The organism is Agrobacterium vitis, assembly GCF_013337045.2.
Lineage (GTDB): Bacteria > Pseudomonadota > Alphaproteobacteria > Rhizobiales > Rhizobiaceae > Allorhizobium > Allorhizobium vitis_B.
The window spans coordinates 402,424-416,416 of sequence record NZ_CP118260.1 but is presented as its reverse complement, the minus strand read 5'-3'; the positions used below and the strand labels follow the sequence as shown (position 1 = coordinate 416,416).

Sequence of the window (13,993 nt, the reverse complement as noted above, 5' to 3'; positions counted from 1 at the left end):
ACCACACACAGCTGCTGGAAGACATCAAAGGGAACCTGCGGTCTGCAGAAAAGCGATGTTTGCGGTGTTGATTCGAGCCGACCTCCGTCAAAACCCACGCGGGTCTTTCCGCCAAACCGGCTCGATTTTTCCTCGAAATGCTCTAGGCGAACTCTGGGTTTTCAGAGGCCGCGTACCAGGCTATCGGGTGAGATTTCCGCGATGGAACGTGCGCCGGTCAGCGTCATGGCAACCCGCATTTCCTTGGCGAAGAGATCGAGAAGATTCTCCACGCCCGCCTGACCGGCGGCGGCCAATGCATAGACGAAAGCGCGTCCGATCAACACGCCATCGGCTCCCTGCGCTATCATCCGCACGACATCCAGACCCGAGCGAATACCGGAATCGGCAAGGATCGTCAGGTCACCCTTGACCGCAGCAGCAATGGCCGGCAAGGCGCGGGCGGAAGACAGGACGCCGTCCAGCTGACGCCCGCCATGGTTGGAGACGATAATGCCATCGGCACCGAAACGCACTGCATCTTTCGCATCCTCCGGGTCGAGAATGCCCTTGATAATCATCGGCCCCTTCCAGAAATCCCGGATCCATTCGAGATCCTTCCAGCCAATCGAGGGATCGAAATTTTCGCCGAGCCAGCCGACATAATCGGCCAGATTGGTTTTCTGCTGGCGATAGGCCGAAACATTGCCAAGATCATGCGGCTTTCCCAGCAACCCGACATCGACAGCCCAAGTCGGGTGCATGACGGCCTGGATAATGCGACGAACGGAGGCATTCGGGCCGGACATGCCGGAATGGGCATCACGATAGCGAGCCCCGGGAACGGGCATGTCGACCGTGAACACCAGCTTGCGGATACCCGCCGCCCAGGCGCGCTCCAGCGCATTTTTCATGAAGCCGCGATCGCGCAGCACATAGAGCTGGAACCAGATTGGACGGTTGATGGCCGCCTGCACCTCCTCGATCGGGCAGACGGACACGGTCGAAAGCGTCAGCGGAATACCCTTTTTTTCCGCTGCGCGCGCGGCCTGCACTTCGCCGCGCCGCGCATACATGCCCGTCAATCCTACGGGCGCGAGAATGACCGGCATAGCCAGCTCTTCATCGAAAAGCGTCGTGGAAATATCAACCGTACCCACGCTTTTCAGCACTCGCTGACGCAGTGCCAGATCGGTAAGATCATCGATATTGCGGCGCATCGTGTGCTCGCTATAGGCGCCGCCATCGATATAATGAAACAGAAAGGGTGGCAGGCGGCGGCGGGCGGCCTCGCGGTAATCGGTCGAGGATGAAATGATCATGATAGGTTTTCCCTCTGAAATTCCGGTCTTTGCAAAGCCTCTGAGGCTCGCAACTCCCGCGCTCGGTTGTCCTCGATGACACGAAGGTTTTCCTCCACGAAGGCGAGGTGATCTGCCGCCGCCTTGCGGGCCTCATCCGGCCGACCGGCCAGGATCGTGTCCAAAATCATGCCATGCTGGCGCTCTAGCGCTGGCCCAAGATCCGGTTGGCGATAGAACTGCATCAAGCTTTGCGCGATGCTCTGCTGTAGAAGCTCGGACAGTCCGGCGACAATCTGGCGCAGAACGACATTATGCGAGGCCTCGGCAATCGCCATGTGAAAAGCCGCATCGGCCCGCGCCTGGCTCTGCGGATTGCCGCCTTCCACAGCGCTCATCGCTGCAAAGGCCACCTTCATCCGCTCCTTGTCCAGGTCAGTGGCCCGCAAGGCCGCGTAATAGGCAGCATCCGTATCGAGCGATTTTCGAATTTCCATCACATCGCGCCAATATCCTGCCTCGCCCTGAACCATCGGCAAAAGCGGTTTCAGGGACCTTTCCAGCGCCCGTTCCAGCGCCCGTTCCAGCGATTGCGCGGCGTCCTCAATGGCGACAAAAGTGCCACCTCCCCGACGGCTGGTGACGATCCCACGGCTGATCAACTGCTGGATTGCCTCTCGAAGCCGCGACCGCGAGACGTCAAGCTCCGCCGCCAGGCTGCGCTCCGGCGGCAGACGATCTCCCGGGCTGAGCTTGCGTTCAGCAATCATGGCTTCGATGCGCTCGGTCAGCAACATTGGTAAGACCTTTTCGTGTTTTATTGGTCGTACCAAATTTTTCTCAATTAAGCAATATTCAGAAGTATACTGATATTTCTTTCATATTTTTCAAAATTGGTAGGACCAAATGTGTAAACTGATCATTATGAGGGGCGCGACTGCCCAATAAAAAAGCCCCTACAGCGATGCTGCAGGGGCTTTGACATGACTGGCTTGAAATCTTGATTTAAAGGCCTTCGGCGATCTCGAAAGCAGCCGTGGTCTTGGCCTGGACATCGGCCACGGTGACCTCAGGCGCCAGTTCCACCAGCCGGAATGCTCCGGCGCGATCAGACCGTACGAATACGCAGAGATCGGTAATAATCATGTCTACAACATTCAGCCCGGTCAGCGGCAGCGTGCATTCGGGAATGAACTTGGATTCGCCTGCCTTGGAGCAATGCTCCATCACCACGATGACCTTTTTGACACCGGCCACGAGATCCATCGCGCCGCCCATGCCCTTGACCATCTTGCCGGGGACCATCCAATTTGCAATATCGCCATTGGCCGAGACTTCCATCGCGCCCAGCACGGTGAGGTCGATGTGACCGCCACGGATCATCGCAAAACTGTCGGCAGACGAAAAATAGCTGGAGGATGGCAATTCGCTGATCGTCTGCTTGCCAGCATTGATCAGATCAGCATCCTCTTCACCCTCAAAGGGAAACGGCCCGATCCCCAGCATTCCGTTTTCGGATTGCAGCGTCACTTCAACGCCAGGCGGGATGTGATTTGCCACCAGCGTCGGAATGCCGATGCCAAGATTGACATAGAAACCGTCCTTGAGCTCTTTTGCGGCGCGTGCCGCCATCTCATCTCTGCTCCAGGACATCAGGCTGCTCCTCTTACTGTAACGGTACGGAATTCGATCTTCTTGTCATAAGGCGAACCGTCGATCATCCGCCGGACATAAATGCCGGGAAGATGGATGGCATCAGGGTCGAGACTTCCGACCGGCACGACCTCCTCGACTTCCGCCACGCAGATCTTGCCGGATGTGGCCGCAGGCGCATTGAAATTGCGGGCCGTCTTGCGGAACATCAGATTGCCAGCCTCATCGGCGCGCCATCCCTTGATGATCGATAGATCGGCCCGGATGCCGCGTTCCAGCAGATAGACTTCACCATCGAAAACATGCGTTTCCTTGCCCTCGGCCACCTGGGTGCCGACGCCGGTTCGTGTATAGAAACCGGGAATACCGGCACCGCCAGCCCGCATGCGCTCGGCCAGTGTTCCCTGCGGGCAGAATTCGACTTCCAGTTCGCCGCTCAGAAATTGCCGCTCGAATTCCTTGTTTTCACCGACATAGGAGGAGATCATCTTCTTCACCTGGCGGGTCCGCAGAAGCTTTCCAAGCCCATGCCCATCGACGCCGGCATTGTTGGAAGCAATCGTCAAATCCTTGACCCCGGATGCGACAATCGCATCGATCAGGCGTTCGGGAACGCCGCAAAGCCCGAAACCACCGGCGCAAATCGTCATGCCATCGAACAACAATCCGTCCAAGGCAGCGCTTGCGTCACCATATATTTTCTTCATCTGTATCTCCCGCCTGAATAATCAGTCCTGAAACCTGTTTGAGCTGGCGCCTCCAGAGTAACTTTAAACTGCATCACAATGCGTCCGGCAAGCGCAAAGGAGTGCACGGAGGAAAGAAACCGTGATCAACATTGATCTCTAAAGTAGAAAAACTCTTAGCGTTAAATCAACGCGCAGACGGTTTTGGTTTCCAGGTAGTTTTCCAGGCCCGGCGCGCCATTCTCATAACCCCAGCCGGATTGGCGGTGACCACCCTTCGGCAGTTCAGGGGAAAAATAGGAATGGCAATTGACCCAGATCGTCCCGGCCTTGACCTGCGCCGCCAGACGATGGGCCTGGGAAAGATCCCGGGTCCAGACACTGCCCGCCAGCCCATAAGGACTGTCATTGGCATAGAGGAGCGCCTCTTCCACCTCATCGAAGGGCGTCACCGCCACGACAGGACCGAAGATCTCTTCGCGCATCATCCGCATGTCAGGCTGCACGCCTGTCACCACGGTCGGCGCATAAAACGTGCCTGTGTCTCCTGTCTGGCTGCCACCCGCCGCGATTTCAGCGCCTTCTGCCTTCCCCTCTGCCACATAGGCCGCCACACGGTCTGCCTGACGGCGATTGACCAGCGGCCCCAGATCAACGGCGGGGTCAAGCCCATGACCGAGGCGCAACGTGGAAGCCGCCTTCGACAACCCTTCTACCACCTGTTCGCAAATTGAACGATGGGCATAGACACGCGAAGCCGCAACGCAGACCTGGCCGGAATTGCTAAAGATGCCGCGCGCGATTCCCTCGACGGTCAGGGCGATATCGGCATCTGGCATAACGATGGCAGGCGACTTGCCACCCAGTTCGAGTGTCAGTTTTTTCAGATTACCGGCAGCAGCAGTAACAATCAGCTTGCCGACCTCAGTCGATCCGGTGAAAGCCACCTTATCAACATCGGAGTGGGAACACAGCGCCGCCCCCACCGTTTCGCCAAAACCGGTGACGATATTGACCACGCCGTCAGGCAGACCCGCCTCCAGCATCAGTTCGCCCAGCCGCAATGCCGTCAGCGAGGTTTCTTCCGCCGGTTTCAGCACGACGGTGCAACCGGCGGCCAGCGCTGGCGCAAGCTTCATGGCCGCCATCAACATCGGCGAATTCCAGGGGGTGATCGCAGCCACCACGCCGACAGGCTCACGGGTGGTATAGGCAAAGATCTGCTTGCCCTGCGGCTGATAGCCGATAGAGGTCGGAATGGTGGTGCCGAGGATCTTGGTGCAGAACCCCGCAAAGTAGCGGAATTGTTCGGCGCTGGCTGGAATTTCGGCAAAACGGCTGGTCCTGAAGCTTTTGCCCTGATCGAGGGTTTCGAGTTCCGCCAGTTCCTCCGCATGGGCGTCGATCAATTCGGCGATTTTCCACAGCAGCCTGCCGCGCTGGGAGGGTGTCAGCCCTTTCCATGCCTGAGAGGTGAGAGCGGCACGGGCGCTGGCCACGGCCTCGTCCACATCGGCAATCGTTCCTTCGGCAACCTCGGCCAGAACCTCGCCAGAGGCCGGGTCAGCCGTCTCGAACCATTGCCGGGAACCGGCATCGCGCCAGAACCCGCCAATCAGGATCTGTTTACGGCGGCGGGCCAGAAAGGCTTTGGCGCCCTCGCTTTTCGGGCCGATAGGGTCGAGTGCCAGGGTCATGTCAGTCTCCGGAAATGGTGTGTGCAGCGCGAATGCGGCAAGCGGCGTTCAACGCCCCTCGGATGATCGAATGATAGCCGGTGCAACGGCAGAGATTGCCCTCCAGACCAGCGCGAATGTCCTTTTCCACGGCTTGCGGGTTGTCGGCAAACAAGGCCACCAGCGCCAGCGAAAAGCCCGGCGCGCAATAGCCGCATTGGAAGGCGGTTTCCTCCGCCAGCCCTTCGCGCACCGCCTCTCCCAATGGATGGGAGGCAAGTCCTTCCGCCGTAAAAATGTCGGCACCGTCAATCTGCCAGGCCATCAGCAGGCAGGCATTGGCAAGCCTGCCATTCAACAGCACGCTACAGGCCCCGCAGCGACCAATAGCGCAGGCAAGCTTAGTGGCAGTCAGATGCAGCTTGTCACGCAAGATCGCCGTGAGCCGCGTGTCCGGCTGGCACTCCAAAGTGACCCGCTCGCCATTCAGTGTGAAGCCCAGGTTCATGCTGACACCGAGAGATGTGCGAGAAGCGTTTCCGGCACGACAGGCATGACCGGCGGCCAATAGCCGGTGGCAGCCGCTATGGCATTGGCGATTGCGGGCGTGACTGCGCCGATCCCGAGTTCGCCGACCCCGCGCGGACCAAGCACGTCGCCGGGGTCGAGATCGTCAAGCGCAAAGACATGCAGACCGAGCGGGGCATCCTGAATGCCGGGCAGCATATAATTGTCGAAATTGCCGGTCAGATATGCTGCATCCTGCATCGGGCAATCCTCCGTTAGCGTGAAGCCCAGACCTTGCACCGCACCGCCCTCCAATTGCCCGAGATAGGCAGCAAGATCGATGATCGGTCCGGCGGCGGAATGCTGGTGAAGATCAAGCACCCGCACCTCACCCGTCACCCGACTGACCGCGACACGGGCCAGCGAAGCGCCGAAGGCAAAGATATAACGGGCATTGGCATCCGCATAATCGGTCTTGGGAAAATCAAACGTCACCGTCACGCTTGGCAAATCCGTCTCCGGCAAGGCGGCGGCCAGATCCGCATAGGACAGCAAAAATGCGTCGCTATGATTGGCGGACTCCGCAAAACCGCCGGGCACCAGGACGAGTTGTTCAGCGTCGCAGCCACGTAGTCCTGCCGCCGCACGGCACATTGCTAGGCGAAATTCAGGAGCGGCCAGCCGAACCGACGCCCAGACGACATGGCTGCCACGCGAGGCGGTGGTGGAGCCGGAATCCAGCGCCAGCAATGTATCTCCGACAAGCGGGAGCACATCTTGGCGCGCGCACCCCAGTTCGGCGGAAATGGCCGCGCAGATTGCCGGTAAAAGCCCCTGCCCCATTTCGTCCAGCCCAAATGCGCCTTCAATCAGGCCCTGTTTGTTCAGCGCAAGCCTCCCCGCCGCCGGATCGGGAATGACAGATCCGAGACCATTACCCTGATAATTCAGCGCCATGCCGGTTCCGATTATCCACTCCTGATCGGCACCTATCCCCTGTGGCTTGCGCCAAAGCACAGAGGCCGTGGCGGCCGCCAGCATTTCTTCCAGTCGTTCGCTGGTCGACACGACCTGCCCTAAATAGCCGGGAGAGCCTGGCTGTCGCAGATTGCGCCTGCAGATCTCCAAAGGCGAGAGGCCGCACAGTGCTGCCAGCCTGTCCATCTGGCACTCCACCGCAAATGTCATCTGGTTGGCGCCGAAACCGCGAAAAGCGCCGCAAAGTCCGTTATTGGTATAGGCGAGACGGCCCCGCGTGGTGATATTGCCCACCACATAAGGGCCGATGGCATGTTCCAGCGCCGTTTCCAGAACGCTCGGGCCAAGCGACGCGTAAGCCCCCGCATCCGCCACCAGATCGACCTGCTGGGCCAGCAAAACACCTTGTGCATCGCAGGCGGTTTTCATGCGGATCTTCATCGGGTGGCGTTTCTGACCGGCAAGCATGGACTCTGCCCGCGACAAATGCAGCCTGACAGGCCGCTTTGCCTTCAGCGCCAGAAGCGCCAGCGCTGGCTGAACAGAAAGTTCGTCCTTGCCGCCAAAAGCACCGCCGGTCGGCGACGTCACCACCCGGATATCGTCTTCGTCCAAGCCAAGGATACGCGATAATTGCAGCCGGTCACGCCCGCCATGCTGGCCGCCAGCACATATGTTCAGCCGTCCATCCGCCCCGACATATGCATAGCCACCCTCGGTCTCCATGAAACCGTGCATTTGGCGGGGCGTGATATAGACTTCTTCGACGATATGGTCGGCCTTCGCGAAGGCTTGGACACTATCGCCACGGGTAAAGAGAATTTCCCGCTGGAGATTGCCGCTTGCGTGCACCAGCACTGCCTTTGGCTCCAGCGCCGCTTCCATGTCATCCACCATAGGCAGCGGTTCGTAGCGGACTTCGATCAACGACAACGCTCTTTCCGCTGTCTCTTCATCAACTGCGGCTACCCCTGCGACCGGATCGCCACGATGGCGCACCTTGTCGAAGCATAGTGCCGGTTGATCCTGGACCACGATGCCAAACGCATTCAGCCCCAGCACGTCGCGATGCGTTACAACAGCGACAACACCCGGCAATGCTTCTGCCGCCGCTGTGTCGATGGACAGGATCCGCGCATGGGCGACCCCGGCGCGCAGGATGCGGCCGACCAGCATGCCCTCCTCCCGGTGATCGGTTAGATAGGTCAGTTCGCCGCGGATCTTCTGCTCCACATCCGGGCGAATATGCCAGCGAGCTGGCATCCGCATGCGCTCAAGCGCCAGTTCGCCTTCCGGTGGGCGGGCAAACTCGATAGGTAAGGCGACAGGACAGTCCGGGATGCGTCCGGGCAGAAAGCCGCCGAGTCCGAAGGTCAAGGCATTCGCCGCAACGTGGCGACGATAGGCAGCAGAGCGAAATGCGTCGCCCGGCACATGCATTGTCTCAACCAAGCAGGGATGAACCTGCGCCCAAGCGCTTCCGTCCTCGGCAGCACAAGCCGCTAGCGCTTCGGCCTCACGCAGACGAGTGGGCGGCACAATGCCGCCGCCCACGGCAAACCGCACCGCATCGGCACCGCTCCGACCCGCTATGAGGCGACCTGCCACATTGATGACACTGGGGCTGAAGGCTGTTCTCAAACCGATCTTGCGGAATGTGAAACACTCCTGTGGTTGCTGGGGCGCGATCAAAATAGCCGTCAGGATCGCGGCAGGCTGGTGTGCGTCGGCCAGCCAATGTTCCAGCGACACGCTAAACCCGTGAGGATAGGCGGCAAATTCCAGAACAGCGTCCAACGCCAGCAGCGCAGGCAGAAGGCAACCGGCCCGCCCCGCTATATTGCCGCCAAGCGTGGCGAGAGTGCGCACAGCGGGGCTTGCCACCCATTTGACGGCGGCATGAAGCAGGGGCAAAGCCATAGCAAGATCACGCGATGCCAAAAGATTGGCAAGCGTCGTCATCGCACCGATGCGAATGAGCCCATCGGCCTCCACAATACCCGATAGCGAAGCGGAAAGCCCGCTGAGGCTGATCATACGCTCCGGCTTCGTCAGCCCCTTCGCCCATTCCAGTTGCAACGCCGTCGCTCCGGCGACGATGCGCGCGCCCGGCTGCTGCGCCTCAGCGATGGCCAGGTCCAGCGTCTTCGGGGCCAGCACCTCCATCATCCGGCTCCTGCGGTCGTGCCGAAGCGGAGGCCTTTTTCCTTCAGCCAGCGGCGATAGGCAATGGAGGAGGAATCGGCCCTTGTCGGGATTTCCGCGCGCGGCTCAAGCGGTAGCAGCAAAGGACGCTGGTTTTCAACGATGATCCGGTCCTGAAGGAAGATCACCTGCTCGAAATTGAGGAGTGCCTTATGCGGCGAGACGGTATCGACCAGATACATGACCGGCTGGGCGCGGCAAAGCCCGTCTTCCATCGGCTGGATGAACAGGGCAATCGCATCGAGCCGGCTCGGCGATGTGGGGCAGACGCGGTAGAGCATCACCACGAAGGGCGATGGCACCCGGTAGGTCAGGTGCACGAAATCGCCATCGCTTTCGGTCGCGGCAATGCGCGGCTGGAAAAACGTGCAATTGGTCGCCCAGACCTCATCCACATCGCGGCGAATTTCCGACAGATAGTGTGGCACTTCGGTATGCGGCACAGACCCGAGAATATCGGTATGCACGAAGGGAAAATGCGCCATATCGAGGAAATTCTCGACGACGCGCAGACCCGATGCCCGCATCGTCACCCAACCGCACAGCACGAACCGGCGATCCGCCTCTTCCGCTTCCACGATATCGACAATGTCCTTTCCCGGTGTGCCAAGCGTGGTAAACAGGCAGCCGTATTTGACCTGGAAGGGCAAGGCCGGTCCATAGCAGCCGTCCAGGCCCGCCTCGCGCACCAGCGGCGCACCATCCGTGTTCAGCCGATATTCGATCTGCTGGCCCAGCAGCTTTGTTTTCACCGGCTGGGTCGTGAGATCCCCGGCAGTGGCGATCGCATACCAATCGTCAAGCGCGACCCGGTCGGTCGTCTTCATTTGACACCCTCCGCTTCGCTGATCCATTGCTTGGTGCCGCCGCCGTTTTCGGCAAGCCATGCGGCGCGGCGGGCAAAATGTGCAGGCGCCATGCCATGGATATCGGCAATGATCGCCTTGATGTCACCGGTCTTCAGCACGCCATCCTCCACGATCACCTGACCATCCACCATGGTCATGGCGACATCGCCGCCGCGCACGGCGTGGACGAGATTGTGCTGCACATTGAAATAGGGGCCCTCGGCAAACAGCGGCGTCATACGCGGCGTATCGGTGCGCACGGCAATGATATCAGCACGTTTCCCGACTTCGATCGAGCCGATTTCATCCTCAAGACCGATGGCCTTGGCTCCGAGAATGGTCGCCATGCGCAGGCATTGCCAGCTATCCATGGCAGAAGCATCGCGGTGGCGCAGCTTGCCGAGCAGGGAGGCGGTCTTCATCTCCTCGAACATGTCGAAATTGTTGTTTTCCTTTTCGCCATCCGTGCCAAGACCGACCGGAATGCCAGCCGCCAGCATATCGGCAATCGGTGCAATGCCGGAAGCAAGCTTCATGTTTGACACCGGATTATGGGCGACCGAGACATTGTATCTGGCAATCAGCTCGATTTCCGCCTCATCCAGCCAGACGGCATGGGCCAGCATGGTGCGCGGCGCCTCAAAGAACCCCAGATCTTCCAGAACATGCATGGGGCGCTTGCCATAGGTGTCGATAAAGCCGCCAACCTCGACTTCCGCTTCCGAACAATGGGTGTGAAAGCCGGTGTTATACTGTTTGGCCATGGCGATAGCGCGCTGCTGGCCAGCTGCATCGGCATAAAACAGATGTTCCAGCCCGACCCAGACATTGATGCGGCCCCCCGCCTTGCGGTGCCAGGTCTCAATCATCGCCTCGTTATTGTCGAGCGTTTCGAAATAATTGTAATCGGGGTGCTCCCCGACATAGGGTACGGCAACCAGGCGCGTGCCGATGGACTGTGCGGCCCGGGCACTGCCATCCATATAGCGCCACATATCGACAACAGTCGTGGTGCCGGACAGCGCAGATTCGGCATAGCACAGAAAGGACGCCGCCTCGGCTTCATGCGGCAGAAGCACGCGGTGCATCGGGTTGATATGGATGGTCAGCCAGTCCCAGACCGGCAGATGTTCCGCCGTGCCGCGCAGGAAGCCGGAATGGGCATGGGCGTTGATCAGCCCCGGCATCAGCAGGGCATTGTCTATCCGCTTGACCGCCAGAGCCGGATGGCTGGCTTTCACCCTCTCCAGCGCGCCGACCGCCAGAATACGACCGTCCTCAATGGCAACGGCACCATCAGAAATGACGCTGTTTTTCGCATCCATGGTCAACAGAGTGTCGGCGGTGACGATCATTGCGCTCGAAGTCATGTTCATCTCCAGGGTGGTATTCCCGTTTCAGGGCATGCAAATTTCACGCCGCCTGCATCAGAAAGGCGGCGGCGCGCTCGCCGATCATCGTCACCGGCGCATGGGTGTTGCAGGTCGGAATAATGGGGATCACCGAGGCATCGGCAATCGTCAGCCCGGCAAGGCCATGCACCCTCAACCGGCTATCCACCACCGCCATTTCGTCACTGCCCATCTTGGCCGTACCGACAGGATGAAAGAAAGTGGAACAGCCATTGCGGATGAAATCCCGAAGGCCCTCCCTCGAAAGCTTTGTGTCCGGCGCGACAAAGCCATCGAACAGCCCTGCAAAAGCCGGTGTCTGCGCCAGAGCCATCACCGTCTCGACGGCCAGAAGCGTCGCCTCCAGATCGTCAGGGTCAGCAAAGTAATTCGGCTGGATTTCCAGCGGGCCAAAAGGATCGGCAGAGAGCAAGCGCAGATATCCGATACTTTTCGAGCGCATCAAGCCCGCCCCCATTGAAAACACCGGGCCGGACATGTCGTAAAGAGCGCGCAGCGCAGGCGTGGCGCTATTGCCCTGCACGGGAAAGGCATGCACATCCGGCTGGCCAAGATGGACCGACGATTTCCAGTTCATCATCGTGCCGCCGCCATTGTCGAGCATATCGCCCAGCGGCATTTTCGACCGGCAGACTACGGCCTGCACCAGCGGGTGATCCTGAAGATTGCGCCCAACGCCGGGAAGGGCATGATTGAGCGGAATGCCGAGCCGTTTCAACGCCTCGGGATCGCCAATGCCTGAAAGCATCAACAGGCGCGGCGTATCGAAAGCGCCCGCCGCCAGCACCACCTGGCTTTGGGCAAGCGTCTCAACTGTCTTGCCGTCCACCAGATGGCGAATGCCCGTGCAGCGACCCTTTTCGACCATCAGGCTGATGACCTGCGAGCCGGTCAGCACAGTCAGGCGCGGATGATCGAGGATCGGATAGAGATAACCCTCAGCCGAACTCCAGCGCTTGCCATCGACAATATTGAAATTCGAGGGGCAGGCACCCTCATTGCTTGGCCCGTTCGGATCATCGATCACGGGAATGCCGAGATCGGCAGCGCCCTCCATCATCGCCCGGGCCACCGGATGGAGCGTCTTGCTGGTCGTGATCTTCAGGGGACCGCCAGCACCACGCCAGCGGCTTTCACCCCCTTGCCAATCCTCGGCCTTCTTGAAGAATGGCAACACATCCTCAAAGGACCAGCCCTCGCAGCCAGCGGCCTGCCATGCGTCATAGTCATTGGGATGGCCGCGATACCACATCATCGCATTGATTGCCGAGGAGCCGCCCAGCACTTTGCCGCGCGGAATGCCAATCCTATGGCCATTGACGCGAGAGGTGGGCGCATAATCATAGCCCCAGTCCCAGCGTCCGCGCCCCAGCGGCACCCATTGGCGGGGATCGTCAATCTCGGTCACGCCGATCCCCGGTTCGCCTGCCTCGATCAGCAGCACGGTCGCATCCGTGCCATCGATCAGGCGACGCACCACCGGCAAGCCGCCGGAGCCAGCGCCGACGACGATATAGTCATAGGCCTTCTGCAGCGAGCGTTGTGGCAAGAGGGGCCGTGCTTCAGTCATCGTATTGGACATGGGGACATCGGCCTCAATTGTGCTCGCTCGGCCCCATGATGACGATGCCCTCGCTGGCCTCGACATGGCGTACGAAGATATATTTGTCCTCGCGCCCATCCGAATGCTTGCGCTTGATATCCGGCTGCACGGTGCCTGCCACCTTGGCAACCACCATATAGGGAACATCCGCCTTCAGCCCGGCCTCGCAATGGGAATCGAACTCTTCCAGCGTGCGGGCGGTAAAGGCATTGTCGATCCCGGCACCGCGAGCAATCGCGGCAATATCCACCCGCCCGAAAGCCGTGTGGGTCGGCGGGCCACCAATCGACTGGTAGCACTCATTGTCCCAGACGACGATGAGCAGGTTTTTCGGTTGTTCATTGCCAAGGGTGGCGAGAATGCCGAGGTTGAACATCATGCCGCCATCGGTATCGAGCGAGATGATGCGGCGATGCGGAAGCCCGGCTGCCAGCCCGAAGGCCTGCGGCGTGACGCAGCCAAGCTGCTGCTGAAACAGGCTGGCCTGGCGCATATGCGGGGCGGCGTTATACCATTCATCGACGGAGGCCCCGAGCGAGAGAATGACAAGCTCATTTTCCAGCCGCGCGGCCAGCAATTTCATGCAATCATAGCGCTTCATCGGACGATGCTCCCGCCAAGGGCGATGGCCGAGTGGTAGTAGGCATTGTAGGACCAGTTATAGGCATCGATAATCGATTGCTCGATTTCGTCTTCCTCGCGCACCACCCGGTAGGGAATGCGCAGCGCGTTCAGCACCGGCTCCATGGTGATGCCATGGGGAATGGCCCACCAGTTGTTTTCACCCAGTTCGCCGCGATAACTCATCAGCATGACAACCGGAATACCAGCCCCCAGCCCCATGCGGGCCAGCGGTTCAACGGAAGCCCGCAGGCCGGAATTTTCCATGACCAGGGCCGCGCGCTTGCCGGAGAGAAATACGCCGCCACAGATTGCTGCCCCCTCGCCCTCATTGGTGACACGGATGGTGCGGATATCAGGATCGGCATCGAGTGCCGGATACAGCTCCTTGAACAGCGAGTCGGGCAGGTAGCAAACGACACTGACCCCGGCTTTCTTGAGGCCGCGGATAACGGCATCGACGGATGATGGTTTCATGGTGATCCCTCGTTTCCGAGTGAGGTTCGCAAACTGCACATGTTTCG

General features: G+C 59.9%; 12 protein-coding genes. All 12 read right to left on the bottom strand.

All coding sequences use genetic code 11. The features are described from left to right. Window positions 1-161: 161 nt before the first annotated feature. Complete coding sequence (lldD, locus tag G6L01_RS19750; protein WP_070165306.1) at window positions 162-1,301, bottom strand: FMN-dependent L-lactate dehydrogenase LldD; 1,140 nt, start codon at window positions 1,299-1,301, stop codon at window positions 162-164. Beyond that, a complete protein-coding gene (locus G6L01_RS19745) occupies window positions 1,298-2,077 on the bottom strand; it encodes an FCD domain-containing protein (protein ID WP_070165305.1) in 780 nt (259 codons plus the stop codon). The genes lldD and G6L01_RS19745 overlap by 4 nt, the downstream gene beginning before the upstream one ends. 208 nt (window positions 2,078-2,285) lie before the next feature. Beyond that, window positions 2,286-2,933 (bottom strand): 3-oxoacid CoA-transferase subunit B, encoded by a 648-nt coding sequence (locus tag G6L01_RS19740; protein ID WP_070147720.1) that lies wholly within the window; start codon window positions 2,931-2,933, stop codon window positions 2,286-2,288. After that, a complete protein-coding gene (locus G6L01_RS19735; protein WP_070165303.1) occupies window positions 2,933-3,640 on the bottom strand; it encodes a CoA transferase subunit A in 708 nt (235 codons plus the stop codon). The genes G6L01_RS19740 and G6L01_RS19735 overlap by 1 nt, the downstream gene beginning before the upstream one ends. Before the next feature lie 161 nt (window positions 3,641-3,801). Then, the gene (locus tag G6L01_RS19730; protein WP_071205706.1) at window positions 3,802-5,316 is read right to left on the bottom strand and encodes an aldehyde dehydrogenase family protein; all 1,515 of its coding nucleotides are present in this window, start codon (window positions 5,314-5,316) and stop codon (window positions 3,802-3,804) included. A 1-nt stretch (window position 5,317) separates the two neighbouring features. Beyond that, window positions 5,318-5,803, bottom strand: coding sequence for a (2Fe-2S)-binding protein (locus G6L01_RS19725; protein WP_070165299.1), 486 nt, complete (start codon window positions 5,801-5,803; stop codon window positions 5,318-5,320). Further along, a complete protein-coding gene (locus tag G6L01_RS19720; protein ID WP_234902231.1) occupies window positions 5,800-8,949 on the bottom strand; it encodes a molybdopterin cofactor-binding domain-containing protein in 3,150 nt (1,049 codons plus the stop codon). Before G6L01_RS19720 ends, G6L01_RS19725 begins: the two co-directional genes overlap by 4 nt. After that, window positions 8,946-9,812, bottom strand: a complete 867-nt coding sequence (locus tag G6L01_RS19715; RefSeq protein ID WP_071205705.1) for a (2Fe-2S)-binding protein — start codon at window positions 9,810-9,812, stop codon at window positions 8,946-8,948. Before G6L01_RS19715 ends, G6L01_RS19720 begins: the two co-directional genes overlap by 4 nt. Beyond that, entirely contained in the window at window positions 9,809-11,203 is a 1,395-nt protein-coding gene (locus G6L01_RS19710) for an amidohydrolase family protein (protein ID WP_070165668.1), read from the bottom strand. Before G6L01_RS19710 ends, G6L01_RS19715 begins: the two co-directional genes overlap by 4 nt. Before the next feature lie 43 nt (window positions 11,204-11,246). Further along, window positions 11,247-12,827 (bottom strand): GMC family oxidoreductase, encoded by a 1,581-nt coding sequence (locus tag G6L01_RS19705; protein ID WP_234892363.1) that lies wholly within the window; start codon window positions 12,825-12,827, stop codon window positions 11,247-11,249. A gap of 13 nt (window positions 12,828-12,840) precedes the next feature. Beyond that, complete coding sequence (locus tag G6L01_RS19700) at window positions 12,841-13,449, bottom strand: thiamine pyrophosphate-dependent enzyme (protein ID WP_070165295.1); 609 nt, start codon at window positions 13,447-13,449, stop codon at window positions 12,841-12,843. Further along, entirely contained in the window at window positions 13,446-13,946 is a 501-nt protein-coding gene (locus tag G6L01_RS19695) for a thiamine pyrophosphate-binding protein (RefSeq protein ID WP_060717303.1), read from the bottom strand. The genes G6L01_RS19700 and G6L01_RS19695 overlap by 4 nt, the downstream gene beginning before the upstream one ends. Window positions 13,947-13,993: the final 47 nt, after the last annotated feature.

Bases quoted from the DNA above. Each gene is read 5' to 3' on its own strand.
- G6L01_RS19730 (WP_071205706.1), bottom strand. From the start codon at position 5,316: ATGACCCTGGCACTCGACCCTATCGGCCCGAAAAGCGAGGGCGCCAAA.
- G6L01_RS19695 (WP_060717303.1), bottom strand. From the start codon at position 13,946: ATGAAACCATCATCCGTCGATGCCGTTATCCGCGGCCTCAAGAAAGCC.
- G6L01_RS19710 (WP_070165668.1), bottom strand. From the start codon at position 11,203: ATGACTTCGAGCGCAATGATCGTCACCGCCGACACTCTGTTGACCATG.
- G6L01_RS19745 (WP_070165305.1), bottom strand. From the start codon at position 2,077: ATGTTGCTGACCGAGCGCATCGAAGCCATGATTGCTGAACGCAAGCTC.
- G6L01_RS19700 (WP_070165295.1), bottom strand. From the start codon at position 13,449: ATGAAGCGCTATGATTGCATGAAATTGCTGGCCGCGCGGCTGGAAAAT.
- G6L01_RS19740 (WP_070147720.1), bottom strand. From the start codon at position 2,933: ATGTCCTGGAGCAGAGATGAGATGGCGGCACGCGCCGCAAAAGAGCTC.
- lldD (WP_070165306.1), bottom strand. From the start codon at position 1,301: ATGATCATTTCATCCTCGACCGATTACCGCGAGGCCGCCCGCCGCCGC.
- G6L01_RS19735 (WP_070165303.1), bottom strand. From the start codon at position 3,640: ATGAAGAAAATATATGGTGACGCAAGCGCTGCCTTGGACGGATTGTTG.
- G6L01_RS19720 (WP_234902231.1), bottom strand. From the start codon at position 8,949: ATGATGGAGGTGCTGGCCCCGAAGACGCTGGACCTGGCCATCGCTGAG.
- G6L01_RS19725 (WP_070165299.1), bottom strand. From the start codon at position 5,803: ATGAACCTGGGCTTCACACTGAATGGCGAGCGGGTCACTTTGGAGTGC.
- G6L01_RS19715 (WP_071205705.1), bottom strand. From the start codon at position 9,812: ATGAAGACGACCGACCGGGTCGCGCTTGACGATTGGTATGCGATCGCC.
- G6L01_RS19705 (WP_234892363.1), bottom strand. From the start codon at position 12,827: ATGTCCAATACGATGACTGAAGCACGGCCCCTCTTGCCACAACGCTCG.